Raw genomic sequence first — 24,520 nt, 5'->3', positions numbered from 1 at the left:
TCAACGCTTAGCTGCCGGCCTTCTCGAAGCGACGCAGCAGTTCATTGCCGCGTTCGACCGCAGAGTCGAGCGCTTCCTTAGGCGTCTTCTTCCCGCTCCAGACCTGCTCGAGTTCCTCGTCGACCACCGTACGGATCTGCGGCATGTTGCCCAGACGCAGGCCCTTCGTGAACGGCAGCGGCGGCTTGTTGAGCATCTGCTTGATTGCGGTGTCGCTGCCCGGGTTCTTCGTGTAGAAGCCCTGCTGTTGCGTCAGCTGATAGGCGGCAGTCGTGATAGGCAGATAGCCGGTGTCCTGGTGCCACTTGGCCGCAACTTGCGGCGTGGCCAGGTACGCGAGGAACTTTGCCACGCCCTTGTAGACGCTCGGATCCTTGCCCGACAGTACCCACAAACTTGCGCCGCCGATGATCGCGTTTTGCGGTGCACCCTTCACGTTGGCGTCGTAGGGCATCATGCCGGTGCCGAAGTCGAACTTGGCGTACTTCTTGATGTTGGCAAGCGAGCCCGACGAGTTCGTGATGATGCCGCAGTCGCCGCTATAGAACTTGGACACCGGTTCGTCCTTGCGGCCGACATAGGTGAACGAGCCTTCCTTCGCCATGTCCTGAAGGAACTGGATATGGGCGATCTGCTGCGGCTTGTTGAATTCGAGTTGCGCGTCGGCGCCATCGAAGCCGTTGTTTTCCGTCGCAAACGGCAGACCGTGCCAGGCACTGTAGTTTTCGAGCTGGATCCAGCTCTGCCAGCCCGATGAGTAACCGCAGGACATGCCCGACGCTTTCAGCTTCTGTGCGTCCTTGCGCAGTTCGTCCCACGTCTTCGGCGGCTGGTTAGGATCGAGCCCGGCCTTCTTGAACGCATCCTTGTTGTAATACAACACCGGCGTCGAGCTGTTGAACGGCATTGAAATCAGTTCGTCCGTTTTGGAGTCGCTGTAATAGCTCGCGATGGTGGGCACGAAGGCCTTTTCGTCGAGCGGCACGCCGGCCTGCTTGAATACTTCGGATACCGGAATCACCGCTTTCTTCGCCTGAATCATCGTGGCAGTGCCGACTTCGTAGACCTGAAGGATCGCCGGCGCGTTGCCGCTGCGATAGGCGGCGATGCCGGCCGCGAGCGTCTGGTCGTAGGAACCCTTGAAGACCGGGACGATCTTGTAGTCGGATTGTGATGCGTTGAAGTCGTTGGCGATGTCGTTCAGATGCTCGCCGAGGGCGGCTTCCATGGCATGCCAGAACTGGATTTCCGTCGCGGCCTGAGCGGCCTGATTGACGCCGAGAGCGAGAACAGCCGCCGCGGCAAGCGTACGGAACAGGGGTTTGCAACTCATCAATGGTCTCCTTGGTCGGAAGGTGTGCAACTTGAGGTTGCGCGATTCTAATTGGACTCGATGACAGACAGAAGTTGAGCGTTGTTATGTTGTGCTCGCTATCGGTGCTGGCAGCGGCCGGCTTCTGCGGCGCCGGAAGCCGCAATTTAACACCGGCAGAATTGAAACTGAAGCTAACTTTCGGAGACCGCCGCCTGTGGGGATTTTGATGCCCGCCGATGGCGGCTTACTTGTGCCGGAGCCGCTTGCTGCGGCTTGTTTTGAGACCGTTGACCCGTAACATGGGTAGTTCGGTTTCGTCTGTTCTAGTGAGGAGTCCAGATGCCTCGTCTGATTTGCGCCGGGTTGGCTGTTGTGTTCTGTAGTGCCTTTTTGTCCGGCTGTGCTGCGCCTTGCGCGGCGCCTGTTGATACGTCCGCGTCTGCGACTGCGCTGCCGCAGATCATCGCGCATCGTGGCGGTACGGGCGATGCGCCTGAGAACACGCTGGAGGCGATCCGTCTCGCGCTCGCGCACCACGCCGACGCCATGTGGTTGACGGTGCAACTGAGCAGGGATGGCGTGCCGGTGCTGTACCGGCCGGCGGATCTATCCGCGTTGACGGATGCCAGCGGGCCAGTCTCGGCGCGTACGGCGGCAGAGCTTGCCCATGTCAACGCGGGGTGGAGTTTTCGTCTGGCTGACGCTCAAGGGGCGGAGGCTTACCCGTACCGGAGCCGACCGGTTGGCATTCCTACGTTGCGCGAGGCGCTACGCGCTATCCCGGCTTCGATGCCGGTCGTCCTCGATATGAAAGCGCTGCCGGCGGAGCCGCAGACACGGGCGGTCGCGCAGGTGCTGAGCGAAGAAAACGCCTGGTCGCGGGTGACGCTTTATTCAACGGAGGCTGAATATCAGCGTGGTTTCGCGGCATATCCGCAGGCGAAGGTCTTTGAATCGCGCGATGCGACGCGCACTCGTTTAGTGCGCGTTTTGCTTGATCAAGGGTGTCTGGACGCGCCGGCTGAACATGCTTCGGCCGCGTTCGAGCTGCATCGGGCGGTGACCGTGGTCGAGAGATTTACGCTTGGGGAAGGGCGCTCGGAGGTGAACGCCACGCTGTGGACGCCTGCAACGGTGGCGTGTTTTCGGACGCATCCGGACGTGCATATCGTCGCGATTGCGGTGAACGACGCGGATGATTATCGTGCTTCGGCGTGTCTCGGGATTGACGCGGTGCTGTCGGACTCGCCGGAGAAGATGACGGCGATTCGGGCGGGGATGGTGGGGGCGTTGCGGTGTGGCAGGTAGCGGGTACCAAAGATTAAGCGTGGCCAAATGTGGGCCTTGATAAAAATCGCAAATTGAGATATTTTGGTGTATGCGTGTTATTTCCAACAGGTCGTTGGTCGAGTTTGCCGAACGACACCCTGAGGCGCGAGTGGCACTTCAAATGTGGCGCAAGACAATCGAAGCCGGCTCGTTTTCGAACTTCGCCAAGCTCAGGCAAGCGTTCAATGCAACGGATCGGGTTGGCGACTTTTATGTGTTTGATATCGGCGGCAACAAGTTTAGATTGGTCGCCGCGGTGCACTTTAATGTGCAGAAGCTGTACGTGCGTCATGTACTGACGCACAAGGAATACGACAAATGGAAGCCTTGATTTTCTCGTCGACGGAAGTCGCTGAACTTGCGGGTCATTTTGGTGCGTTGTCCGAAAAGGTGCCTTTGCGTCCCATTGTCGACGTTGCCGAATATGAAGAGGCGGTGCGAGTACTCAATGCTTTGCTGGACGTTGGCGCGGCGGATGAGACGCATCCTCTCGCGGGCCTCGTGACCGCGCTCGGCGAATTCATCGTCGACTTCGATGACGCTCACTATTCATTGCCCGACGCCATGCCTGCCGAGGTTCTTCGCGCGCTCATGGACCAGCACGGCATCAGGCAATCGGAGCTACCGGAGATTGGTAGTCAAGGTGTGGTGTCGGAGATACTCAACGGCAAACGCGAACTAAACGCGCGCCAGATTCGCGACGTTTCGAAGCGCTTTGGCGTCAGCCCCGCGGTGTTCTTTCCGGCCTAAATCTCAACGCGTTCGCTGCTCGCAGCGGCCCCCACAAAGAAAAACCCCGTAAGCGTCCACGACGCTACGGGGTTTTACACATCGTGGCGCCACGCGCCAGTTAACGATCGCCGTTTACACGTTAAACAGGAAATTCATCACATCCCCGTCGTGCACGACATATTCCTTACCTTCCGCCCGCATCTTGCCGGCTTCCTTCGCGCCTTGCTCACCTTTGTAAGCCACGAAGTCATTGAAGCCAATCGTCTGTGCACGGATGAAGCCACGTTCGAAGTCAGTGTGAATCACGCCCGCAGCCTGCGGTGCCGTGTCGCCGATATGGATCGTCCACGCCCGCACTTCCTTCACGCCAGCGGTGAAGTACGTCTGCAGACCGAGTAGTTTGAAACCGGCGCGGATCACGCGATTGAGGCCCGGCTCTTCCATGCCCAGGTCGGCGAGGAAAACCTGCTTGTCTTCGTCTTCCAGATCGGCGATTTCCGCTTCGATGGCCGCGCATACCGCGACGACCGGCGCCTTCTCAGCGTCCGCGAACTTGCGTACGGCGTCCAGATGCGGGTTGTTATCGAAGCCGTCTTCCTTCACGTTGGCGACGTACATCGTCGGCTTGGCGGTGATCAGGCAGAACGGCTTGAGGAGCACCTGCTCTTCATCCGACAGGTCGAGCGCGCGCACCGGCTTGGCCTGGTCGAGTTGCGCACGGACCCTTTCCAGCACCGCGGCGAGCTTGATTGCTTCCTTGTCGTTGCCCGATTTAGCAGCCTTCGAATAACGCGAAAGCGACTTTTCGACCGTCGCCAGATCGGCCAGCGCCAGTTCGGTGTTGATGACTTCAATATCCGACAGCGGATCCACCTTGCCGGCGACGTGAATCACGTTATCGTCTTCGAAGCAGCGCACAACGTGCGTGATGGCGTCGGTTTCGCGGATGTTGGCGAGGAACTGGTTGCCAAGCCCTTCACCCTTGCTCGCGCCGGCGACAAGGCCGGCGATATCGACGAATTCCACGACGGCCGGCATGATGCGCTCGGGTTTGACGATGTCGGCGAGCGCCTTCAGCCGCGCGTCCGGCACTTCGACGATGCCGACATTCGGCTCGATCGTGCAGAACGGATAGTTTTCGGCGGCAATGCCCGCCTTGGTTAGCGCGTTGAACAGGGTGGACTTGCCGACGTTAGGCAGGCCGACGATGCCGCATTTGAGGCTCATGGGGTTTCTCTAGACTGATGCATGACGTGAATCACGGAATCCGCAATTGTAACCCTGTCCGGCGTCGCCTTCGCGCATCCACGATCCGGCCCCGCCACCCCCCGCAGCTATAATGCGGGCATGACTGCTCACCTCCAGACCTTTGACGTCGCCGTGATCGGCGGCGGGCTCGTCGGCAAGACTGCGGCGCTCGCGTTGGCGCAGGGCGGCCTGCGCGTCGGCCTGCTGGCGCAACCGTGTGCGCCGCTGCCGGCCGGTTCGATTTTCGATGCGCGGGTCTATGCGCTGTCCTCCAGTTCGCAGGCCCTGCTTGAGCGGCTGCGGGTCTGGCAGGCGCTCGACACCGCACGCCTCGGCCCGGTCTACGACATGCGGGTCTATGGCGACGCCCACGCCGAGCTGCACTTCTCGGCGTTTCAGGCGTCCGTGCCACAACTGGCGTGGATCGCGGAATCGTCGCTGATCGAGCGCGCGCTCGATGCCGCGCTGCGGTTCCAGCCGAGTCTCGAATGGATCGACTCGCGCGCCCAGGGGCTCGACGTGAAGCCGGGCGGCGCGACCATCGGTCTTGCCAACGGCAAAATGCTTGACGCGGATCTGGTGGTCGGCGCGGACGGCGCCCACTCCTGGGTACGTGCGCAGATCGGGTCGAAGGTCATCCGCCAGGACTATAAACAGACCGGCGTGGTCGCCAATTTCAAGGCCGAAAAACCGCACGGCGAAACGGCCTATCAGTGGTTCAAGGACGGCGAGATCATCGCGCTGCTGCCGCTGCCTGATGGACACGTTTCGCTCGTCTGGTCGGCGCGTACCGAGCATGCGCAGGAACTCCTCGCGCTCGATCCTGCGCAGCTCGCCGCGGAAGTCGAACGCATCACGGGCGGCCAGGTGGGCGCGCTCGACTGCGTGACCCCGGCGCAGGGTTTTCCGCTCGCGCTGCAAACCGTCGACCGGCTCGTTGCACCGCGGGTCGCCCTGGTGGGCGACGCCGCGCACCTGATCCATCCGCTCGCGGGACAAGGCATGAATCTTGGACTGCGTGACGTCGCGGCGCTCGCCGATACGATCGCCGGCAAGGAAGCGTTCCGTGATCTCGGCGACACCGTATTGCTGCGGCGTTACGAACGGGCACGCCGCGAAGACATCCGCGCGCTGATGGTCGCCACCGATGGCCTGCAAAAGCTGTTCTCCGTTCCGGGCCCGGTTGCCCGCGTCCTGCGCAACACGGGCATGGCTTTCGTAGGCGCGCAGCCGCTAATCAAGCGCTGGCTCGTTTCGGCGGCTTTGGGCTAAGAGGGCACGGCGCGCGAGTATGATGAACGGGTGGGCCGCCCGCCTGTCCGAGACGTACCAAGCGAAGACGCGTGATGCGTGTTCGAATGAACCAGGATATCCAGTATGAAAAAGCACCTCCGAATCGCCGCGCTCACCCTTGCCGTGGCCGTCGCGACACTCGGCTGCTCCGCGCAGGCCGACCAGGCCACCGACAAACTTAAGGCCACCTTGCAGGCTCGTCTCGGCGACGACGCGACCATCAAGAGCATCTCGAAATCGCCGATTGCCGGGTTGTACGAGATCAACCTTGGCACGCAGATCGTCTATAGCGACGCGAACGGCGACTACCTGCTGCTCGGCGATATCGTCGACGCGAAGACCCGCAAGAATCTGACTGAAGCACGCTTGTCCGAAACCAACCGCATCGACTTTGCGAGCCTGCCGTTCGCGAACGCGGTGAAGGTGGTGAAGGGCAATGGCAGCCGCAAGATGGCGGTGTTCTCGGATCCGAACTGCCCGTATTGCAAGCAGCTCGAAACCACGCTGAAGTCTATCGACAACGTCACCGTATACACCTTCCTGTATCCGGTGCTGTCGCCGGATTCGACGGTGAAATCGAAGTCGATCTGGTGTTCGTCGGATCGCGCCAAGGCCTGGGAATCGTGGATGCAGGACCGTCAGGCGCCGACCGCCGCAGGCACCTGTGACACAGCCGCCATCGAAAAGAACCTCGATCTTGGCCACGCCATGAACGTGGACGGCACGCCCACCATCTTCCTCGCCGACGGCCGCCGCCTGCCAGGCGCGGTGCCGGCCGACCGGCTGGACAAAGAACTCTCCTCGGTGCACTAAACTGCTTGCACCGTCGAACCGGAGGCGCACTTTGCGCCTCCTGCCATTTCTGGACCCCTGATTTTTCTAACCTACCCCGCCGATGAAGCCGATCCGCTACAGCATCGTTCCGAAGCAACCCGCCGCCCACCTGTTCGAAGTCACCATCACCGTTGCCGATCCTGATCCTTCTGGTCAGCGTTTCATGCTGCCGGTGTGGATTCCCGGCAGTTACATGGTGCGCGAATTCGCCCGCAATATCGTCACGCTGCGCGCGGTCAACGAAGCCGGGCGCAAGGTGCGGGTGGAGAAGACCGACAAGCAGACGTGGCAAGCCGCGCCGGTCAACGGTCCGCTGACGCTGCGCTACGAGGTGTACGCGTGGGATATGTCGGTGCGGGCGGCGCATCTGGACGATACGACGGGGTTCTTCAACGGCACCAGCGTGTTCCTTGCGGCCGTGGGCCATGAGGATGCGCCGTGTCTGGTGGACATCCAGAAGCCGGCCGGCCCGGCTTACCGGAGCTGGCGCGTCGCCACGGCGTTGCCGGAAGCGCGCGGTACCCGACGCTACGGCTTCGGTGAGTACAGCGCGCAGAACTATGACGAACTGGCCGACCATCCGGTGACGCTCGGCGAATTTGCGCTGGCGACCTTCAAGGCGCATGGCGTGCCGCACGACATTGTGATTGCCGGCCGCGTGGTCGCGCTCGATATGGCGCGTCTCGCCGCGGATCTGAAGCGCATCTGCGAAGCGCAGATTGCCTTGTTCGAGCCGAAATCGAAGAAGGCGCCGGTCGAACGCTATGTATTCATGACCCAGGCCGTGAGCGATGGCTACGGCGGACTCGAGCATCGCGCTTCGACTGCGCTGATCTGCAACCGGAGCGATCTGCCGGTTGAAGGCCGCCCGCAGACCACGGAAGGCTACCGGACGTACCTCGGCCTGTGCAGCCACGAATACTTCCACACGTGGAACGTGAAGCGCATCAAGCCGGCCGCCTTCGCGCCGTACGATCTGACGCGTGAGAACTACACCTCGCTGCTGTGGCTGTTCGAAGGGTTCACGTCGTACTACGACGATCTGATTCTGGTGCGCACCGGTCTTATCTCGCCGGAAGAATATTTCGCGCTGCTCGGCAAGGTGGTGGGCGGCGTGATGCGGGGCAGCGGCCGCCTGAAGCAGACCGTCGCGGAAAGCTCGTTCGATGCCTGGGTGAAGTACTACCGGCAGGACGAGAATGCGCCGAACGCGATCGTCAGCTATTACACGAAGGGTTCGCTGGTCGCGCTGGCGTTTGATTTGACGATTCGCGCGCAGACCAACAACCGCAAGTCGCTCGATGACGTGATGCGCCTTCTGTGGCAGCGTTTCGGACGCGACTTCTATCGCGGCAAGCCGGTCGGTGTGTCTGAGGACGAGGTCGAAGAGCTTTTCGTCGAGGCAACCGGCGCTGACCTTGGCGTGCTATTCGAACAGGCGGTGCGCAGCACGCGCGATCTGCCGCTCGAGACAATGCTCGAGCCGTTTGGCGTTTCGCTCGCTCCGGAGCGGGACAAGAACGCCAGGCCAACGCTCGGCGCCCGCGTGCGCGGCGGCGGGGATTGCACGCTCGCCGCCGTCCACGACGGCAGCGCAGCGCAGAAAGCCGGGCTTTCCGCGGGCGACGTGCTGGTGGCGATTGACGGCCTGCGGGTGACTGGCGCGAATCTTGACGCGCTGCTCTCGCGCTATCTGCCGGGTGCAAAAGTGGAAGTGCACGCGTTCCGCCGCGACGAGCTGCGCACCGTGCAAGTCAAGCTGGACGGTCCTGAGGTGTCGCGCTATTCGCTGACCGTCACCGACAGGCGCACGGCGGCGCGCAACTGGCGCGAGCGTTGGCTGGCGGCCTGAAGGCGGCGAAACGTCCTTTCAGTCTGCTTAAATCGCGAGATTCGGCGTCGGATTGTTCTACCCATGCAACAATCCTTCGCTGCCGCACGGCTTTTTCGCGGGCCGGTAAAAAAACACAATGGCTCCACTCGCGCAACACTGCGCGCCCCTACTGGAGTCAACCATGACCACGATCCTGCAAATCAACTCGGCAGCCCGCTCGCAAGGCGCTCAATCGACGCTGCTCGTCAACGAACTGACTGAGAAGCTGCAACAATCGAATCCGGGCGCGCAAGTCGTCGTCCGTAACCTGCAAGCTGAACCGCTGCCCCACCTCGACGATGCGATCCTTGGCGCGTTCTTCACGCCGGCTGATCAACGCACGCCGGAACAGGCTGCCATCTCTGCCCGCAGCGAAGCGCTGATCGCCGAACTGCAAGCGGCCGACATCATCGTGATCGGCGCGCCGATGTACAACTTCGGTGTGTCGTCGCAACTGAAGACGTACTTCGACTTCATCGCTCGCGCTGGCATCACGTTCAAGTACACGGAAACCGGCCCTGAAGGCCTTGTGAAGGGCAAGAAGGTGTTCGTGGTTTCGGCACGCGGCGGCAAGTATCTCGGCACCCCGAACGACAGCCAAACGCCGTATCTGAAGGCCTTCCTGGGCTTCCTCGGCATGACCGACGTGAACTTCATCTACGCTGAAGGCCTGAACATGGGCCCGGATGCAGCGACCGCCGCTCTGGCCGGCGCACGCGAAGCGATCGCCGCGTTCTAAGGTTCGCGCAGAGGTGATCCGCGTCGTCGCGTGTCGCCTTTTGTTACTAAGCGAGCGTCTGCGCTTCGTTGGGCAGACGCCAGTCGATCGGCTGACGCTTGTGTTCGGTGAGGTACTCGTTAGCGAGCGCAAAGTGCCCGCAACCGAGAAAGCCCCGATGCGCCGACAGCGGCGACGGATGCGGCGCCTCCAGCACGTAGTGTGATTTTCCGCCGAGCAAGGCCCGCTTGGCTTGTGCGTGCGCGCCCCACAGCATGAACACGAGGCCGTCGTGACGCTGCGCCAGTTCGTGGATCAGCGTGTCCGTGCACTTCTCCCAGCCGCGTTTCGCGTGGCTTGCCGCCGAGTCGCGCTCGACGGTCAGCACGGTGTTCAGCAGCAGCACGCCCTGTTTTGCCCAGGCATCAAGGCAGCCGTGACGCGGCGGCTCGTGGCCCAGACTCGCGGCAATTTCCTTGAAGATATTGCGCAGCGACGGCGGCGGACGCACAGCCGGCGGTACCGAGAACGCCAGCCCGTGAGCCTGCGGTGTGCCGCGATCTTCACCGTGGTAAGGATCCTGGCCGAGGATCACGACTTTGACCTCGTCCGGACTGGTGAGGCGCAGTGCGCGGAATACGTCGGCGGGATAAACCGTCTTGCCCGCAGCGCGCTCGCCGTCGACGAAACGGCATAACGAGTCGTACGCATCGCTCTCGATGAACGGTCGCAGATGGGTTCGCCATGCAGGCGGCAACGCATCGAATTGGGCTTCGAGCGTGGGCGTAGACGTGGACTTCATGGATGACGTGGCCGGCGTTTGCGCTTCAGCAGGGTGATCGGACGATTCGTCGCCAAACAGCGAGGCTTGCGACGAGGGGGAACGGGTACGGGAGGCGGAGTTCATGACGCGCAAGTGTCGCAGCAAACTGGGCGTAGCTCAAGGCATGCGGTCAGAGGCCGTGCTGCGGCGTCAGGTCTCGCGCATTGCTCGGTGTCAGCGTTGAGGCAGAGCAAGCGCTCTTACTGCTCCCGCAGCCGATACCCGCGTTGCGCCTTGCTGACATCGTCCGGCGCGAGTCCGGGGACCTTGGCGCGGAGTTCGTCCGCCAGCGCATGCAGTGCGGCTTCGTCTCCGCTTTTCAACTCAAGTTCGACTTCGAGAATCGGTGCGCGGCGTGTTTCACCATCGACCTCGGCGATCACGTCGCCCTGATCGATTGCCGCTTCCACCGTGGCGCCGTTGTGCGCCACCTGCCACAGAGTGCGGGTGAAATTCGTACGGAACAGTTCGATCAGGTCCGGGGCGGCGCCGCGCAGCGCGGCGGCCACCGTGGGTTCGTCGCAGGCGTGCAGCAGCGCGTCGATCTCCAGCTTCTCGCCGGCTACCGGCATTTCCCACTCGTGTCGGCTGTGCATGCCGGCGCTTGCATTGCCGGCGGTCTTGAAGGTTTGCAGCCAGCCGTCCGGCGTGTGACGAAGGCGCAGCGCGCTTTTCGAGCGCGCCAACGTCAGAGCGGGCGTGTCGAAGTAGATATTGGCAAGCGCGATTGGACGGCCCGCGGTGCCGGTGCGTGCGACGAACCAGCGCGTCGCCGCGTCTATCTGGTCGGCGGCCAATGCCAGCTTGATTTCACGTTCCATGCCCATGGCGGTGTTTTCCTGGTTAGCTCAAAACGAAGCTCAGAAAAACATCCGCGCAAGTTCTGCGCCCGGTTCCTCGGCCCGCATGAACGCTTCGCCGACGAGGAACGTATGCACATCCATCTCGCGCAGGCGATCCACGTCCGCGCGTGCCAGGATGCCCGATTCGGTCACGACGATGCGATCCTCCGGGATCAGGTCGAGCATGCCGATGGTCGTTTCGATCGATGTTTCGAACGTGCGCAGATTGCGGTTGTTGACGCCGATCAGCGGCGTCTTCAGCGTCAGCGCTTCCATCAACTCGTTCCTGTCATGCACTTCGACGAGTACCGCGAGCCCCAGCGAATGCGCGAGCGCTTCGAGATCCTGCATCTGCGAGGTTTCGAGCGCGGCGGCGATCAGCAGGATCGCGTCGGCGCCCATCGCGCGCGCTTCGACGATCTGATACGGATCGATGATGAAGTCTTTGCGCAGGACCGGCAGGTCGCAGGCGGCGCGCGCTTGTTCCAGGTAGGCGGCGCTGCCCTGGAAAAACTGCACGTCGGTGAGGACGGACAGGCAGGCGGCGCCGTGCTTCGCATACGAACGCGCAATCTCAGCCGGCACGAAATGCTCGCGTAGCACGCCCTTTGAAGGGCTCGCCTTCTTCACTTCGGCGATTACCGCGGCCTGACCCGAGGCATGTTTGGCGCGCAGCGCGCCGACAAAGTCGCGCTTGTCGCGCGCCGAGGCTTCGAGGCGCAGTTCCTCGAGCGGTGCGCTCAGTTGCCCCGCGCGGACCTCCTGGCGCTTGACGTCGATGATGCGTTCCAGAATATCGCTCATAGATTTCTCGATACAGAATTTAGTGCTTGAATTGCTGGGTGAAGCGAACCAGATCGTCGACCTTCGCCCGCGCCTTGCCGTTTGCGATCGCTTCGCGCGCCAGTTCGATGCCGTCCGCGATCGAGGCCGCCACATTCGCAGCATAGAGCGCTGTGCCGGCGTTCAGTGTGACAATCTCGCGCGCCACGCCCGGTTTGTTATCGAGCGCTTCGAGCAGCATCAGCTTGGATTCGGTGGCATCAGCCACTTTCAGCGAGCGGTTCGAGACCATCTGCATGCCGAAGTCTTCCGGGTGAATCTCGTACTCCAGAATCTCCCCGTTGCGCAGTTCGCCGACTTGCGTTGCCGCGCCCAGCGAAACCTCGTCCATGCCGTCCATGCCGTAGACGACCAGCACGTGCTTGGCGCCAAGGCGCTGCATCACACGCACCTGGATGCCAACCAGGTCCCCATGGAACACGCCCATCAACTGGTTCGGCGCGCTGGCCGGGTTGGTCAACGGTCCGAGGATGTTGAAGAGGGTCCGCACGCCGAGTTCGCGACGCACCGGGGCGATATTCTTCATGGCCGGGTGATGGTTCGGCGCGAACATGAAACCCATGCCGGTTTCTGCAATCGAGGCCGCCACTTGTTCCGGCTGCAGATCGATATTGACGCCGAGCGCTTCGAGCACATCCGCGCTACCCGACTTGCTCGATACGCTGCGCCCGCCGTGCTTCGCGACCTTGGCGCCGGCCGCGGCCGTGACGAACATCGTCGCCGTGGAGATGTTGAACGTGTGCGCGCCGTCGCCGCCAGTTCCGACGATATCGACAAAGTTCGAGTTGTCCTGCACCTCAACGTGCCGGGCAAACTCACGCATCACCGTGGCGGCCGCGGTGATTTCGCCGATGGTCTCTTTTTTGACGCGCAGTCCCGTGATGATTGCGGCCGCCATCACCGGCGATAGCTCGCCGCGCATGATGAGGCGCATCAGATGCAGCATCTCGTCGTGGAAAATCTCGCGGTGCTCGATCGTGCGCTGCAACGCTTCCTGGGGGGTAATCGTCATGATTTCGCCTCGGGTGATCAAGCGTTGCGTTTCGCTGAAGCGGCTTTCGACTGCTTCACGAAGTTCTCGAGCAGTGCGTGGCCGTGTTCGGACAGGATCGATTCCGGGTGGAACTGCACGCCTTCGACGGCCAGTTCCTTGTGACGCACGCCCATGATCTCGCCGTCGTCGGTCCATGCGGATACTTCGAGGCAATCGGGCAACGACTCGCGCTCGATGGCGAGCGAGTGATAACGCGTCACGACGAAGTGCTTCGGCAGGTCGGCGAAGACGCCTTTGCAGTCGGTTTCGATCGTGCTCACCTTGCCGTGCATGATGGTCTGCGCGCGCACGACACGACCGCCAAATGCTTCGCCGATGGCCTGATGGCCGAGGCACACGCCGAGGATCGGATACTTGCCCGAGAACTCGCGCAGCACGTCGAGCGTGATGCCCGCGTGTTGCGGGTTGCTCGGTCCGGGCGACAGGCAAATCCGCTCGGGATTGAGCTTCGCGATCTCGTCCAGCGTGATCTCGTCGTTGCGGTAGGTCCGAACGTCTTCGCCGAGTTCGCCGAAGTACTGGACCAGGTTGTAGGTGAATGAGTCGTAGTTGTCGATCATCAGCAGCATGGTCTGTCTCCGGTCAGAAGTCGCTATCGAGGCCGTCTTGCACCTGCTCGGCGGCGCGCAATACCGCGCGCGCCTTGTTTTCGGTCTCTTGCCATTCGGATTCGGGCACCGAATCAGCGACGATACCCGCTGCCGCCTGCACATACAGATTGCCGTTGGCGATCACACCCGTGCGGATCGTGATGGCCAGATCCATTTCGCCGGTGAACGAGAGGTAGCCGACCGCGCCGCCATACAGGCCTCGCTTGACCGGTTCGAGTTCGTCGATCAGCTCCATCGCTCGGACCTTCGGCGCGCCGGACAGCGTGCCGGCCGGGAAGGTGGCGCGCAGCACGTCGAAATTGGTGGTGCCGGGTTTCAGCTTGCCTTCGACCGAACTCACGATGTGTTGCACGTGCGAGTACTTTTCGATCACCATCTTGTCGGTGACGACCACCGAGCCGATCTTCGCGATGCGGCCCACGTCGTTACGCGCGAGGTCGATCAGCATGACGTGCTCGGCGATTTCCTTCGGGTCGTTCAGCAGTTCGGTGGCGAGTTCGGCGTCGCGCTCGGGCGTGTTGCCGCGCGGACGGGTACCGGCGAGCGGGCGGATGGTGACGATACGATCCTCACCGCGCTTTTCCTGACGCACCAGGATTTCCGGCGATGCGCCGACCACGTGGAAGTCGCCGAAGTTGTAGTAATACATGTACGGCGACGGGTTCAGCGAACGCAGCGCTCGGTATAGCGAAAGCGGATTGTCGCGATACGGTTTCGTCAGACGTTGGCCGACCTGTACCTGCATCAGCTCGCCGGCGGCGATGTATTCCTTCGCCTTGCGCACAGCGGTGAGGTAATCGTCTTTGGCGAATTCGCGGTAGGTTTCGGTGCGTACGCTCGCCGAAGTCACTGGCGGCTGCACGGTCGTGCGCAGGCGTTGACGCAGATCGCGCAGACGTTGTTTGGCGCGGGTGTAGGCCTCGGGCGTGGTGGGATCGGCGTAGACCACGAGGTATAGCTTGCCCGCGAGGTTATCGATCACCGCGACTTCTTCGGTCAGCAGCAACTGGATGTCCGGCAGGTTCAGGTCGTCTGGCGGCGCGCTGTGCGCAAGTTTCTTCTCGATGTAGCGGACCGCGTCATAACCAAAATACCCTGCGAGACCGCCTGCAAAACGCGGCAATCCCGGGCGTTGCGCCACTTTGAAGCGCCCCTGGAATTGCTGGATGAAGTCAAGCGGGTCGCCTTCGTGCGTTTCGACCACGCTACCGTCGCGCACCACTTCCGATACCCCGTTGCGGGTGCGCAGCAGCGTGCGGGCCGGCAGGCCGATGAACGAATAGCGTCCGAACCGTTCGCCACCCACCACGGATTCCAGCAGGAACGAGTTGGCGCCATTGCGCTCGGGCTGCGCGAGCTTCAGATACAGCGACAGCGGCGTTTCCAGGTCGGCGAGCGCTTCGGCGATCAGCGGGATGCGGTTATAGCCCTCGTTCGCGAGGGACTGGAATTCGAGTTCGGTCATGTTCCGATCCTGTTCATAGGTCCGTGCGCGGCGTGCGACGGACAAAGCGGGGCGATGCGCTGTCTACGTGGCCGGTTTGGGCGAAGCCTGGTCTGGCGATGCTTAAGACAAGGTTAGGCCAACCGGCGCGAGCTTTCCCACGAAGCGTGTACGGGACGGGCGGCGCCACGGTACCTAAGGTACGCGACGGCCGCATGAACCGATGCAACGAGAACTACTGGGAAAGGCGCGTGAGCGCAGCGAAGCAAAAAACGGTGCCGAAGACGAGCTTCAGCGTACCTCAGGCGAGGTTAGCGCGACCAGCGACGCCAGGGCCAGGCTCCCCGGTCGATGCTGCTCAGACTCCGTTTTTTGTTCAGAAACATGAGGATGATGGACTTGTTAAGTCGATGTATGGTGAGCTGCGTGTTGCGCTGCAATGGCCTTGGCGGCTTCGAGCAGCGAGGCAACTATACCATCCGATTTTATTGTTTGTATAGCCTGGCCATGGTTGTATCCGTAGGGCACGGTTAGCGTCGCCATGCCCGCTGCGCGGCCGGCCAGCGCGTCGTTTTCGGAGTCGCCGATCGCTACCGTCGCCTCGGGCTCGACCTGCAATTGCGCGCAGGCGGTGAGCATCGGCAGCGGATCCGGCTTCTTTTTCGACAAACTGTCGCCGCCGAGCACGACGCTGAAATAGCTGGCGAGCCCGTATTGCTCCAGGAGTTCTACAGCGAATCGGTACGGCTTGTTCGTCACGCACGCGAGCTTGAGGCCGGCGTCGCGCATGGCTTTCAGGCCGGCCTCGACGTCCGGGTACAGTCGCGTATGGTGGCCGTTGATCCGGGCGTACTCTTCCTGGTAAATCGCGAGTGCCTCGTCGAAACGGTCCTGTGCCTGGGCCGCCTCGAAGCGCGGCGCGAGCACGCTTCGGATCAGATGCTCCGAGCCCTTGCCGACATAACCCACCACTTCCTCGCGCGAGGTTTCCGCCGCATCGAGTTGGGCGAGCATGCCGTTCAGACCTGCTGTGAAGTCGTCGGCGGTGTCGACCATCGTGCCGTCCAGGTCGATGATCGCCGCGAGAATACGCGGGCCGCTGAACACGGGCGCGGCAAACTGCGGCGTTGCGCTTGCCGTCATGCGCGCTGCTCGACTTTCGCCAGTTCGGCGCGCATCTCGGCGATGATCGTCTTGTAGTCGTGGTGGCCGAAAATGGCCGAGCCGGCTACGAAGGTGTCCGCGCCCGCTGCCGCGATCGCGGCGATGTTGTCGATCTTCACGCCGCCGTCCACTTCGAGATGAATCTCGCGGCCGGTTTTTTCCTTGTACGCGTCGATGCGCTTGCGGGCCTCTCGCAACTTGACGAGCGCTTCGGGGATGAACGACTGGCCGCCAAAACCCGGATTCACCGACATGATCAGCACCAGATCGACCTTGTCCATGACGTAATCGAGGTGGCTCAGCGTGGTGGCCGGATTGAACACGAGACCGGCCTTGCAGCCGTGATCGCGGATCAGCGACAGTGTGCGGTCGATGTGGTCCGAGCCTTCAGGGTGAAAGCTGATCACGTTGGCGCCCGCCTTGGCGAAGTCGGGCACGATCCGGTCGACGGGGCGCACCATCAGATGCACGTCGATCGGCACGCTGCAGTGCGGACGGAGCGCCTCGCAGACGAGCGGACCGATAGTCAGGTTCGGCACGTAATGGTTGTCCATTACGTCGAAGTGGATCCAGTCGGCGCCGGCGGCGATGACACTGCGGACTTCTTCGCCGAGCCGCGAGAAGTCGGCCGACAGAATGCTGGGGGAGATGCGAAATTGCGTCATGGCGGTGGCGGGCGGTAGGCGGAAAAACCCATTTTACCGTCTTGTGGGTTTCCGGGCCGTGTCCGGACGGGACGGCCGGGTTGCGGGCATGCCGTGCATAAAGCAGAATGCGGGACAATAATGAAGCCTTTGCCGGCGCGCCTGACGGCATGGGCGCCCGAGCCTCTCGCAGCCTTTCACGACACCGCTTCACCAGACCGGAATCAGGATGAGCCAGTACGAATTCAGCGTAGCGGCGCAGGTCCAGTACCTGCCCGACGAGTCGGACCCGGAACGCCGCCAGTATGCGTTCGCCTACACGCTGACTATCCGCAACAGCGGTCAGGTGCCGGCACAACTGATTGCGCGCCATTGGGTGATCACCGACAGCGACAAGCACGAGCAGGAGGTGAAGGGACTGGGCGTGGTCGGTCACCAGCCGCTGCTCAAGCCGGGCGAGCAATTCGAATATACGAGTTGGGCCGTGATTGCGACGCCTGTCGGCACCATGCGCGGAGAGTATTTCTGCGTCGCCGAAGACGGCGAGCGCTTTGAAGCGCCGGTGCCGGAATTTGTCCTGCGCATGCCGCGCACGCTGCATTGAACCGGCGGCGTTGCTTTCGGTCTTTAAACAGCGCTAGCGTTGTTTGTCGCGGTTCGCTTTCTTCTTGCCGGACGACATATAGATAACGATGAAGACGACCAGGAAGAGCGCTATCAGCAATTCCGGTACGAGCATGAGCATCGGGTATTCGTCGAACAGATCAGACATGGCGGTTTCCATCAAGTACGAACATTGTAGGGGTTTTGTCCGCGCGGTCGGCGGCTGGCTGGGGGCGCTTTCGGTTGCGGTGATGCTGGCTTCGTGCGGAGGCGGCGGTGTGGTGCGGCCGTCCGGGCCGCCGACCGGCGCGGCGTTTGTTCCCGGTCAGGTGGCTGCGGCGAGGCTCACGCAGGTAGCGTGGCAACAGGTGCCGGGCTGGCAGGATGACTCGCTGATCGGGGCGACGGCCGCGCTGCGGCAGAACTGCGTGCGGCTCGCGCGTCTGCCGAACTGGCAACGCGCCTGTGCGGCGGCGGCGCAGATCGACGATCTGGATCTGACGAGCGCCCGCGCTTTCTTCGAAGCCTACTTCACCCCGTTCCAGTTCTCGAATACCGACGGCACGCTCGATGGACTGGTGACCGGTTACTACGAGCCGTTGCTGCGTGGCTCGCGGACCCAGCATGGTGTTTATCAGACGGCGTTATATCGGTGGCCAGCGGGTTATCGTCCCGGCGCTGAGATGCCGAGCCGGGCACAGCTTGAGCGCTCGGGTGTGCTCAATGGCAATGAACTTGTCTGGGTCGACGATCCGATCGAAGCGTTTTTCCTGCAGGTGCAAGGGTCGGGACGCATCGTGATGGAAGACGGCAGCGTCATGCGGCTCGGCTTTGGCGGCACCAACAATCAGCCGTATAAGTCGATTGGGCGTTGGTTGCTCGATCGCGGCGAGCTGACGCCGTCTCAGGCCACGATGCAGGGGATCAAGGCGTGGGCGCGCGCGAATCCGACGCGTGTCGACGCGCTGCTGGATACGAATCCGCGCTTTGTTTTCTTCCGTGAGATGCCTTCCGCGGAGGGTACTTCGGGCGGCGGGGCCGATGGTCCAATCGGCGCCTTGGGCGTGCCTTTGACACCGGAGCGGTCGATTGCCGTCGACCCGTCTTCGATTCCGCTAGGGACGCCCGTGTTTTTGCAGACTACTCGTCCGTTGACCAATTCGCCGATGAACCGTCTGGTTTTTGCGCAGGATACGGGGTCGGCCATCAAGGGTGGTGTGCGGGCGGATTATTTCTGGGGCCTTGGTGATGATGCGGGCGACCTGGCTGGGAAGATGAGGCAGGCCGGGCGGATGTGGTTGTTGTTGCCGAATTCGTGATTTTTTGGGGTAGGGCGGCGGCGGAGTGCGTGGATGGTTGTGGGCGATGCCGAGGCTGCTGGGCAGGTTGAGGTTAAGCGGTGTTGGGGCTGGAGCGCCAGGTCGCTAGAGCAGCAGGCTTAGGCGGCTATCCACGACCGCCGGCACGCCCGACTCGCTAGGCTGCCGCTACCTTCACCGCTACCTCCGTCCCCCGCTACCTCTCCCTCCGCGGACAACGCCGCCGACGTTCTCAGACGCTCGCCTTACGCTTGTCCACGACACGCCGTGCTTTTCCCACCGAGCGTTCGATGCCGTTCACCGGTAACACGTTGACCACGGCGCTGATGCCGATCAACGCCTTGATGTCGTAACTCAAAGCCTGTTTTGCCGCGGCGAGCGCTGCAGTGTCGGGTGCTGTCTCGGGGCACGCTTCGACGTTCAGTGTCAGCACATCGAGCGGACCCTCTTTCGTCAGAACGATCTGATAGTGCGGCGCGAGCACGTGCTGTTTCAGCAGCAACTCCTCGATTTGCGTCGGGAAGACGTTCACGCCGCGCACGATCATCATGTCGTCCGAGCGACCGGTGATTTTTTCCATCCGGCGCATCGTTCGGGCAGTGCCGGGCAGCAGTCGTGTGAGATCGCGGGTGCGATAGCGGATGATCGGCAGGGCTTCTTTCGTCAATGAGGTGAACACCAGTTCGCCCAGTTCGCCGTCTGGCAGCACGTTGCCGGTTTCCGGATCGATGATCTCGGGATAAAAGTGATCTTCCCAGATGGTCGGGCCGTCCTTGGTCTCCGCACATTCCGATGCCACGCCCGGTCCCATTACTTCGGAGAGGCCGTAGATGTCGACCGCGTCGATGCCCATGCGTTTTTCGATCGCGCCGCGCATGTCGTTGGTCCACGGCTCGGCCCCGAAGATGCCGATGCGCAGCGAACATTGGGCAGGGTCGATGCCCTGACGCTCGAACTCGTCGGCGATCGACAACATATAGCTTGGCGTCACCATGACGATGTCAGGGCGGAAATCCTGAATGAGCTGAACCTGCTTTTCGGTCTGGCCGCCGCCGAACGGAATCACGGTGAGGCCGGCACGTTCCGCCCCGTAGTGGGCGCCGAGTCCGCCGGTGAACAGGCCGTAGCCGTAGCTTATGTGCACCTTGTCACCGCGCCGCGCGCCAGCCGCGCGGATCGAGCGGGCCACTACGTTGGCCCATGTGTCGATGTCCCGCGCCGTGTAGCCGACCACCGTCGGTTTGCCGGTTGTACCTGAGGACGCATGAATCCGCGATACCTGCTCCTGTGGGACTGCGAACATTCCGAACGGATAGTTATCGCGCAGATCCTTCTTGGTGGTGAACGGAAAGCGCGACAGGTCCGCGAGCGTCTTCACCTCACCTGGATGGACGCCAGCCTCGTCGAATTTGCGCCGATAGACCGGCGAATTCTCATAAGCGTGCGTGAGCGACCATTTCAGTCGTTCAAGCTGAAGTGCGGCGAGTTCGTCGCGGCTCGCCGTTTCGATCGGCTCGAGCGGGAGCGAGGTGTTCATCGAATGTCTCCTTGCTTCTTTCAGAATGGGTTGCGGTGCGCGCGACCGCCTTCGGCTTTGGGTATCGCGCGGGTTGCCGGTTCAGCTTTCTGTTGGAATCACACTGCCTCTGATCTGGGCAGATTTGCCGCGAAACATCGCTACGGTTTCGTCCGCGCGATTGGTGACGCGAATGTCGTAAATGCCTGTTCGGCCGCTTAATGTCTGCTCGACGGCTTCGGCGGTCAGCACATCGCCGCCTTGTACCGGCCGCAGAAACTCGATCGAACAACCCGATGCCACCGTGCTGAGGTTGTAGCTGTTGCAGGCGAATGCGAACGTGGAGTCGGCCAGCGTGAAGATCAGGCCGCCATGGCAGATCTGGTGGCCGTTCAGGAAGTCGGGTCGCACCACCATGCGTAGACGCGCGTAACCGGGCCGGACTTCCAGCAGTTCCAGTCCTAGCGCGCGGCTGCAGACATCGGCGGCGTACATGGCATCCGCGGTGGCACGGGCCAGTTCGTCGGGCGAGAGCGCGTCGCTGCTAACCGTGCTGCTGACCGGTTTGGGCGCGATGTTGACGGCGTGTTCGGGCTGTAAGGACATCTCAACGGCCCTCGAAGCGCGGTGCGCGTTTCTCGATGAACGCTTGCACACCTTCCGCGTAGTCATGGGATGCGCCCAGCTCGCGCTGCAGATCGCGCTCCAGGTCGAGCTGCTGATCGAGCGTTTGCGTGACGCTGGCGCGCATGGCGTGCTTGATCGCGGCGATTGCACGGGTGGGTTGCTGGGCTAGTTGGGATGCCAGTTTGGCGGACGTGGGGGCGAGGTCCGCGTCGTCGACGACTTGCCACACGAGTCCCCAGCTTTCGGCTTTCTCGGCGCTGAGTTTGTCGCCTGTCAGGGAGAGCCCGAGCGCCCGGGCCATACCGACGCGCTGCGGCAGGAACCATGTGCCGCCGGAGTCCGGCACCAGACCGATTTTCACGAACGCCTGGATAAAGCTGGCCGAACGTGCTGCGAGGACGATGTCGCAGGCAAGTGCGAGATTTGCCCCCGCGCCGGCCGCTGTGCCATTCACGGCGGCGATTACCGGTAGGGGCAATGCTTGCAGGCGACGGATCAGTGGATTGAAGTGAGCGTCAATCAACTCGCCCAGGTCGGTCATGGCGCTGGGTGTGAAGTCGAGGTCGGCAAGATCCTGCCCTGCGCAAAAGCCGCGGCCTGCACCGGTCAGCACAAGGGCTCGTGCTCCACCAGCGACGACTTCGTCGAGGGCGGCGCTCAGTTCCTGATGCATGGAGCGCGTGAAGCTGTTGAGCTTCTCGGGGCGGTTCAGCGTCACGGTGGCAACGCGGCTCGAAGCGTCGAAATCGACGCGGATCGCTTCATATGACATCGGCTTCTCCTGTCTCCTGCTAGCGTTTGAATGGCCATTGAGTGCGGTACAGCTGCTTCAGACGCGCTCAATGGCAAGTGCAATACCTTGGCATGTTAGGCATGGTGGGCCGCGTATTCCATTCGGCCAAATGGCCTAGGACGCATCGACTCTTTCCGGCTTATGACTTTCAGCCGACTGCCGCCGGCGCCGCTTTCGGTTCAACATGAACACGACTCTGAACCACGCGGTAACGGTTTGCCACGAATGCTGCATCGGCGAGCGCTGCGTTGGCTGCCGGGTTTGCTCCTGTGCCGTGATAATCGGAGAATGCGGCCGACTGATTGACGAAAACACCGCCAGTCAGATTGATGGACAGCGCCACGCCGCCTTGGATCGAGGCTTCGTGAGCGGCTTCGATGACGGCTTCATCCGTGCTGTACACCGAGAGAGTAAGTGCGCCGTGCTCCGCGGCCAGCTTGCCGGCCAGCTGCAATGACTGCATCGTCGAGTCTGTCGCGACGACGAACGAGATTGGGCCGAACCATTCTTTGGAGAATTTCGCCGCGTCGGTGGCGGCGTCGAGTTGCAGGACAAGCGGCGTAAGCACGCGGGCGCCAGCAAAGGCAGGATGTTCGAGCGATTGGCTTTCCACCAGCACGCGGCCAAGCTTGCGAGCTTCGTCGACGCGCGTGGCGACGCCTTGATTCTGAATTGCGCCCAACAGTTCGACGGCGCGGGCGGGATCGGCAACCAGCTTTTGCACGGCTTCGGCGAGAGCCTGCGCGACCGCGTCAAAGCTGAGTGTGCCTTCGGCGATGCGGATGCCGTCACGTGGCACATAGATGTTTTGGGGCGCCGTGCACATCTGGCCGGAATAGAGCGCCAGCGAGAAAGCGATATTGCGCGCAACGGCTTTGATATCGGCGACCGAGTCGATCACGATCTGGTTGACGCCAGCTTTCTCTGTGTACACCTGTGCCTGGTGTGCATGGCGTTCGAGCCAGGTACCGTTTTGCGTGCTGCCGGTGAAATCGATCAGCTTGATTTCAGGACGCAACGCGAGATCCTGGACCAGCGCGCCGTCATCCGGGTTAGTAGCGAGCAGGGTGACGACGTTCGGATCGAAGCCGGCTTCCCGCAGAACGTCGCGCGCGATGCGCACGGTAATAGCGAGCGGCAGAATGGCACCCGGGTGTGGTTTGACGACGACCGTGTTGCCGGTTGCGAGATCGGCGAACAATCCCGGATAACCGTTCCATGTTGGGAATGTGCAGCAGCCGAGTACGAGGCCGGTACCACGTGGCACGACGGTATAACGCTTATGCATCGCAAGTGGCGGATTTTTGCCTTGCGGTTTTTCCCAGTGGGCGTCAGCCGGGATACGACGCAGTTGATCCCATGCGTAGACGACGGCTTCGAGTGCGCGGTCCTGGGCATGGGGGCCGCCTGCCTGAAACGCCATCATGAACGCTTGCCCCGTTGTGTGCATGACGCTGTAACCAATCTCGAAGCTTGCGCGATTTACGCGCGCCAGAATTTCGAGGCTCACGCCGACCCACGCTTTCGGGCCGGCGGCGCGCCAGCTTGCCTGTGCGGCGGCGGCGGCGGCAAGCAGGGCGTCGGGGTCGGCTTTGGGGTAGCGGATGCCGAGCGGAAAGCCAAACGGCGAGATTTCGGCTCCGACGGTTTCGCCGGTAGTCGGTTGGTCCAGTTTGAAGGCCTGATTCAGGTGCGCCTTGAATGCCACCTCGCCATCGGCGTTCGCTGTTTCCCCGTACACTTTCGGACTGGGCATCTCGACGAATGGGCTCCAGTAGCCGCGCGTTTCGATGGCGGCGAGCGCCTTTTGCAACGTGTCTTCGTGCTTGGAAAATAGCGGGTGTGTCATGGCGAAATGGAAGCTGAAGGTTAGGAGAAATCCTGTCGAATAATTGACCGACCGGTTGGTTGGTCAATATTAGCATTATTAAGATCTCGGTGCGAAGCGTTTTCGCGCTACTCACTCTTCATACAAAGGAGGCTGCATGGCTTACGAGAATATTTTGATCGAGACCCGTGGGCGGGTCGGTCTTGTCACGCTGAATCGCCCGAAGGCGCTGAATGCGTTGAACGATGCGCTAATGGATGAGTTGGGCGCGGCTTTGAAGACCTTCGACGCTGACGATGAGATTGGAGCGATTGTCATCACGGGCAGCGAAAAGGCATTCGCTGCGGGTGCCGATATCGGCATGATGGCGACCTACACCTATATGGATGTGTACAAGGGCGACTACATCACGCGCAACTGGGAAACCGTGCGCTCTATCCGTAAGCCGATTATTGCGGCGGTGGCTGGCTTTGCGCTTGGTGGTGGCTGTGAACTAGCGATGATGTGCGACATTATCCTCGCGGCAGATACGGCCAAGTTTGGTCAGCCCGAAATCAAGCTCGGCATCATGCCGGGTGCGGGCGGTACGCAACGGTTGCCGCGCGCAGTGTCGAAAGCGAAGGCAATGGATCTGTGCCTGACCGCGCGCTTTATGGATGCGGCCGAGGCAGAACGTGCAGGACTGGTGTCACGGGTTGTTTCCGCTGCAACGTTGCTCGACGAAGCGGTTGCTGCTGCGGCGACGATCGCCGAGTTCCCCTTGCCCGCAGTCATGATGGTCAAGGAGTCGGTGAATCGCGCCTACGAAACCACGCTTGCAGAGGGTGTCCATTTCGAGCGCCGGCTGTTTCATTCGCTGTTCGCGACTGAGGATCAGAAGGAAGGGATGGCGGCCTTCGTGGAGAAGCGCAAACCGGTATTCAAGCACCGGTAATAAGGCTATCCAAATAACGCTTGCAAGCCATGTGCTGTGTCGCTAGAATCTCGTTCTTTCGCGCTTCGGACAGCGGAGCGCGGGGAGCGGGAGAGCCAGCAGTGGCAAGGCTTTCGGCGGGTTGGGCAGGTCA

The 24,520-nt window shown here is 62.0% G+C and carries 25 protein-coding genes; 10 read left to right on the top strand and 15 right to left on the bottom strand.

Translation table 11 applies throughout. From position 1 onward, the window contains the following. Window positions 1-7: 7 nt before the first annotated feature. Window positions 8-1,333 (bottom strand): sn-glycerol-3-phosphate ABC transporter substrate-binding protein UgpB, encoded by a 1,326-nt coding sequence (ugpB, locus tag P3T20_RS35075; RefSeq protein ID WP_074262592.1) that lies wholly within the window; start codon window positions 1,331-1,333, stop codon window positions 8-10. A 321-nt stretch (window positions 1,334-1,654) separates the two neighbouring features. Between ugpB and P3T20_RS35070 the strand changes: the two genes are divergently transcribed. The 3 genes from P3T20_RS35070 (at window position 1,655) to P3T20_RS35060 (ending at window position 3,394) form a co-directional block, all read left to right on the top strand. Next, window positions 1,655-2,623: a glycerophosphodiester phosphodiesterase family protein gene (locus P3T20_RS35070; RefSeq protein WP_429289323.1), complete on the top strand. Its 969-nt coding sequence runs from the start codon at window positions 1,655-1,657 to the stop codon at window positions 2,621-2,623. A 130-nt stretch (window positions 2,624-2,753) separates the two neighbouring features. Beyond that, window positions 2,754-2,975 carry a type II toxin-antitoxin system HigB family toxin gene (locus P3T20_RS35065; protein WP_429289322.1) on the top strand — a complete coding sequence of 74 codons (222 nt, stop codon included), beginning with the start codon at window positions 2,754-2,756 and terminating at the stop codon, window positions 2,973-2,975. Further along, complete coding sequence (locus tag P3T20_RS35060; protein WP_429289321.1) at window positions 2,963-3,394, top strand: helix-turn-helix domain-containing protein; 432 nt, start codon at window positions 2,963-2,965, stop codon at window positions 3,392-3,394. Before P3T20_RS35065 ends, P3T20_RS35060 begins: the two co-directional genes overlap by 13 nt. 114 nt (window positions 3,395-3,508) lie before the next feature. On the opposite strand, the gene ychF is transcribed toward P3T20_RS35060, so the two are convergent. Beyond that, window positions 3,509-4,603, bottom strand: coding sequence for a redox-regulated ATPase YchF (gene ychF / locus P3T20_RS35055; protein WP_074262588.1), 1,095 nt, complete (start codon window positions 4,601-4,603; stop codon window positions 3,509-3,511). A gap of 120 nt (window positions 4,604-4,723) precedes the next feature. Between ychF and P3T20_RS35050 the strand changes: the two genes are divergently transcribed. The 4 genes from P3T20_RS35050 to P3T20_RS35035 all read left to right on the top strand — a co-directional run bounded on the left by P3T20_RS35050 (window position 4,724) and on the right by P3T20_RS35035 (window position 9,363). Then, window positions 4,724-5,896 carry a UbiH/UbiF family hydroxylase gene (locus P3T20_RS35050; RefSeq protein ID WP_429289320.1) on the top strand — a complete coding sequence of 391 codons (1,173 nt, stop codon included), beginning with the start codon at window positions 4,724-4,726 and terminating at the stop codon, window positions 5,894-5,896. Window positions 5,897-6,001: 105 nt separating this feature from the next. Then, a complete protein-coding gene (locus P3T20_RS35045; RefSeq protein ID WP_074262586.1) occupies window positions 6,002-6,730 on the top strand; it encodes a DsbC family protein in 729 nt (242 codons plus the stop codon). Between the two features lie 82 nt (window positions 6,731-6,812). Then, entirely contained in the window at window positions 6,813-8,603 is a 1,791-nt protein-coding gene (locus P3T20_RS35040) for a M61 family metallopeptidase (protein ID WP_429289319.1), read from the top strand. A 163-nt stretch (window positions 8,604-8,766) separates the two neighbouring features. Then, complete coding sequence (locus P3T20_RS35035) at window positions 8,767-9,363, top strand: FMN-dependent NADH-azoreductase (protein WP_429289318.1); 597 nt, start codon at window positions 8,767-8,769, stop codon at window positions 9,361-9,363. 46 nt (window positions 9,364-9,409) lie between these two features. On the opposite strand, the gene P3T20_RS35030 is transcribed toward P3T20_RS35035, so the two are convergent. From P3T20_RS35030 to rpe, 8 genes are all read right to left on the bottom strand, one after another. After that, window positions 9,410-10,249, bottom strand: a complete 840-nt coding sequence (locus P3T20_RS35030; RefSeq protein WP_429289317.1) for a uracil-DNA glycosylase — start codon at window positions 10,247-10,249, stop codon at window positions 9,410-9,412. Window positions 10,250-10,365: 116 nt separating this feature from the next. Further along, window positions 10,366-10,992 carry a CYTH domain-containing protein gene (locus P3T20_RS35025; protein ID WP_429289316.1) on the bottom strand — a complete coding sequence of 209 codons (627 nt, stop codon included), beginning with the start codon at window positions 10,990-10,992 and terminating at the stop codon, window positions 10,366-10,368. Window positions 10,993-11,025: 33 nt separating this feature from the next. Then, entirely contained in the window at window positions 11,026-11,811 is a 786-nt protein-coding gene (trpC, locus tag P3T20_RS35020; RefSeq protein WP_429289315.1) for an indole-3-glycerol phosphate synthase TrpC, read from the bottom strand. A 19-nt stretch (window positions 11,812-11,830) separates the two neighbouring features. Continuing rightward, a complete protein-coding gene (trpD, locus tag P3T20_RS35015; protein ID WP_074262580.1) occupies window positions 11,831-12,862 on the bottom strand; it encodes an anthranilate phosphoribosyltransferase in 1,032 nt (343 codons plus the stop codon). A 17-nt stretch (window positions 12,863-12,879) separates the two neighbouring features. Further along, complete coding sequence (locus tag P3T20_RS35010; protein ID WP_074262579.1) at window positions 12,880-13,473, bottom strand: aminodeoxychorismate/anthranilate synthase component II; 594 nt, start codon at window positions 13,471-13,473, stop codon at window positions 12,880-12,882. A 13-nt stretch (window positions 13,474-13,486) separates the two neighbouring features. Then, window positions 13,487-14,980, bottom strand: a complete 1,494-nt coding sequence (gene trpE / locus P3T20_RS35005; protein ID WP_429289314.1) for an anthranilate synthase component I — start codon at window positions 14,978-14,980, stop codon at window positions 13,487-13,489. Between the two features lie 381 nt (window positions 14,981-15,361). After that, window positions 15,362-16,102, bottom strand: a complete 741-nt coding sequence (locus tag P3T20_RS35000) for a phosphoglycolate phosphatase (RefSeq protein WP_429289313.1) — start codon at window positions 16,100-16,102, stop codon at window positions 15,362-15,364. After that, on the bottom strand, window positions 16,099-16,788 hold the full coding sequence (gene rpe, locus P3T20_RS34995) for a ribulose-phosphate 3-epimerase (RefSeq protein WP_429289312.1): 690 nt from the start codon (window positions 16,786-16,788) through the stop codon (window positions 16,099-16,101). Before rpe ends, P3T20_RS35000 begins: the two co-directional genes overlap by 4 nt. Before the next feature lie 208 nt (window positions 16,789-16,996). Between rpe and apaG the strand changes: the two genes are divergently transcribed. After that, window positions 16,997-17,371: a Co2+/Mg2+ efflux protein ApaG gene (gene apaG, locus P3T20_RS34990; protein WP_074262575.1), complete on the top strand. Its 375-nt coding sequence runs from the start codon at window positions 16,997-16,999 to the stop codon at window positions 17,369-17,371. A 33-nt stretch (window positions 17,372-17,404) separates the two neighbouring features. On the opposite strand, the gene P3T20_RS34985 is transcribed toward apaG, so the two are convergent. Then, complete coding sequence (locus P3T20_RS34985; RefSeq protein WP_302050847.1) at window positions 17,405-17,539, bottom strand: hypothetical protein; 135 nt, start codon at window positions 17,537-17,539, stop codon at window positions 17,405-17,407. Here P3T20_RS34985 and mltA point away from each other — a divergent pair. Next, window positions 17,538-18,689 (top strand): murein transglycosylase A, encoded by a 1,152-nt coding sequence (gene mltA, locus P3T20_RS34980; RefSeq protein ID WP_429289311.1) that lies wholly within the window; start codon window positions 17,538-17,540, stop codon window positions 18,687-18,689. The two genes, P3T20_RS34985 and mltA, sit on opposite strands and share 2 nt — an antisense overlap. Window positions 18,690-18,921: 232 nt before the next feature. Here the strand turns inward: mltA and paaK are convergent, their stop codons facing one another. From paaK to paaN, 4 genes are all read right to left on the bottom strand, one after another. Further along, the gene (paaK, locus tag P3T20_RS34975) at window positions 18,922-20,226 is read right to left on the bottom strand and encodes a phenylacetate--CoA ligase PaaK (protein ID WP_429289310.1); all 1,305 of its coding nucleotides are present in this window, start codon (window positions 20,224-20,226) and stop codon (window positions 18,922-18,924) included. Between the two features lie 81 nt (window positions 20,227-20,307). Next, entirely contained in the window at window positions 20,308-20,700 is a 393-nt protein-coding gene (gene paaI, locus P3T20_RS34970; RefSeq protein WP_429289387.1) for a hydroxyphenylacetyl-CoA thioesterase PaaI, read from the bottom strand. A gap of 112 nt (window positions 20,701-20,812) precedes the next feature. Next, the gene (gene paaG, locus P3T20_RS34965) at window positions 20,813-21,604 is read right to left on the bottom strand and encodes a 2-(1,2-epoxy-1,2-dihydrophenyl)acetyl-CoA isomerase PaaG (RefSeq protein ID WP_429289309.1); all 792 of its coding nucleotides are present in this window, start codon (window positions 21,602-21,604) and stop codon (window positions 20,813-20,815) included. A gap of 169 nt (window positions 21,605-21,773) precedes the next feature. Further along, the gene (gene paaN, locus P3T20_RS34960) at window positions 21,774-23,474 is read right to left on the bottom strand and encodes a phenylacetic acid degradation protein PaaN (protein ID WP_429289308.1); all 1,701 of its coding nucleotides are present in this window, start codon (window positions 23,472-23,474) and stop codon (window positions 21,774-21,776) included. Between the two features lie 136 nt (window positions 23,475-23,610). Between paaN and P3T20_RS34955 the strand changes: the two genes are divergently transcribed. Further along, window positions 23,611-24,387: an enoyl-CoA hydratase gene (locus P3T20_RS34955; RefSeq protein ID WP_429289307.1), complete on the top strand. Its 777-nt coding sequence runs from the start codon at window positions 23,611-23,613 to the stop codon at window positions 24,385-24,387. The last annotated feature ends 133 nt before the right edge of the window (window positions 24,388-24,520 follow it).

The organism is Paraburkholderia sp. GAS206C (genome assembly GCF_050435645.1).
In the GTDB taxonomy this organism is placed as follows: Bacteria; Pseudomonadota; Gammaproteobacteria; order Burkholderiales; family Burkholderiaceae; genus Paraburkholderia; species Paraburkholderia phenazinium_B.
This window is presented reverse-complemented; position numbering and strand designations above follow the sequence as displayed.

Bases quoted from the DNA above. Each gene is read 5' to 3' on its own strand.
- ugpB (WP_074262592.1), bottom strand. From the start codon at position 1,333: ATGAGTTGCAAACCCCTGTTCCGTACGCTTGCCGCGGCGGCTGTTCTC.
- P3T20_RS35070 (WP_429289323.1), top strand. From the start codon at position 1,655: ATGCCTCGTCTGATTTGCGCCGGGTTGGCTGTTGTGTTCTGTAGTGCC.
- P3T20_RS35060 (WP_429289321.1), top strand. From the start codon at position 2,963: ATGGAAGCCTTGATTTTCTCGTCGACGGAAGTCGCTGAACTTGCGGGT.
- ychF (WP_074262588.1), bottom strand. From the start codon at position 4,603: ATGAGCCTCAAATGCGGCATCGTCGGCCTGCCTAACGTCGGCAAGTCC.
- P3T20_RS35050 (WP_429289320.1), top strand. From the start codon at position 4,724: ATGACTGCTCACCTCCAGACCTTTGACGTCGCCGTGATCGGCGGCGGG.
- P3T20_RS35045 (WP_074262586.1), top strand. From the start codon at position 6,002: ATGAAAAAGCACCTCCGAATCGCCGCGCTCACCCTTGCCGTGGCCGTC.
- P3T20_RS35040 (WP_429289319.1), top strand. From the start codon at position 6,813: ATGAAGCCGATCCGCTACAGCATCGTTCCGAAGCAACCCGCCGCCCAC.
- P3T20_RS35035 (WP_429289318.1), top strand. From the start codon at position 8,767: ATGACCACGATCCTGCAAATCAACTCGGCAGCCCGCTCGCAAGGCGCT.
- P3T20_RS35030 (WP_429289317.1), bottom strand. From the start codon at position 10,249: ATGAACTCCGCCTCCCGTACCCGTTCCCCCTCGTCGCAAGCCTCGCTG.
- P3T20_RS35025 (WP_429289316.1), bottom strand. From the start codon at position 10,992: ATGGGCATGGAACGTGAAATCAAGCTGGCATTGGCCGCCGACCAGATA.
- trpC (WP_429289315.1), bottom strand. From the start codon at position 11,811: ATGAGCGATATTCTGGAACGCATCATCGACGTCAAGCGCCAGGAGGTC.
- trpD (WP_074262580.1), bottom strand. From the start codon at position 12,862: ATGACGATTACCCCCCAGGAAGCGTTGCAGCGCACGATCGAGCACCGC.
- P3T20_RS35010 (WP_074262579.1), bottom strand. From the start codon at position 13,473: ATGCTGCTGATGATCGACAACTACGACTCATTCACCTACAACCTGGTC.
- trpE (WP_429289314.1), bottom strand. From the start codon at position 14,980: ATGACCGAACTCGAATTCCAGTCCCTCGCGAACGAGGGCTATAACCGC.
- P3T20_RS35000 (WP_429289313.1), bottom strand. From the start codon at position 16,102: ATGACGGCAAGCGCAACGCCGCAGTTTGCCGCGCCCGTGTTCAGCGGC.
- rpe (WP_429289312.1), bottom strand. From the start codon at position 16,788: ATGACGCAATTTCGCATCTCCCCCAGCATTCTGTCGGCCGACTTCTCG.
- apaG (WP_074262575.1), top strand. From the start codon at position 16,997: ATGAGCCAGTACGAATTCAGCGTAGCGGCGCAGGTCCAGTACCTGCCC.
- mltA (WP_429289311.1), top strand. From the start codon at position 17,538: ATGGCGGTTTCCATCAAGTACGAACATTGTAGGGGTTTTGTCCGCGCG.
- P3T20_RS34985 (WP_302050847.1), bottom strand. From the start codon at position 17,539: ATGTCTGATCTGTTCGACGAATACCCGATGCTCATGCTCGTACCGGAA.
- paaK (WP_429289310.1), bottom strand. From the start codon at position 20,226: ATGAACACCTCGCTCCCGCTCGAGCCGATCGAAACGGCGAGCCGCGAC.
- paaI (WP_429289387.1), bottom strand. From the start codon at position 20,700: ATGTACGCCGCCGATGTCTGCAGCCGCGCGCTAGGACTGGAACTGCTG.
- paaG (WP_429289309.1), bottom strand. From the start codon at position 21,604: ATGTCATATGAAGCGATCCGCGTCGATTTCGACGCTTCGAGCCGCGTT.
- paaN (WP_429289308.1), bottom strand. From the start codon at position 23,474: ATGACACACCCGCTATTTTCCAAGCACGAAGACACGTTGCAAAAGGCG.
- P3T20_RS34955 (WP_429289307.1), top strand. From the start codon at position 23,611: ATGGCTTACGAGAATATTTTGATCGAGACCCGTGGGCGGGTCGGTCTT.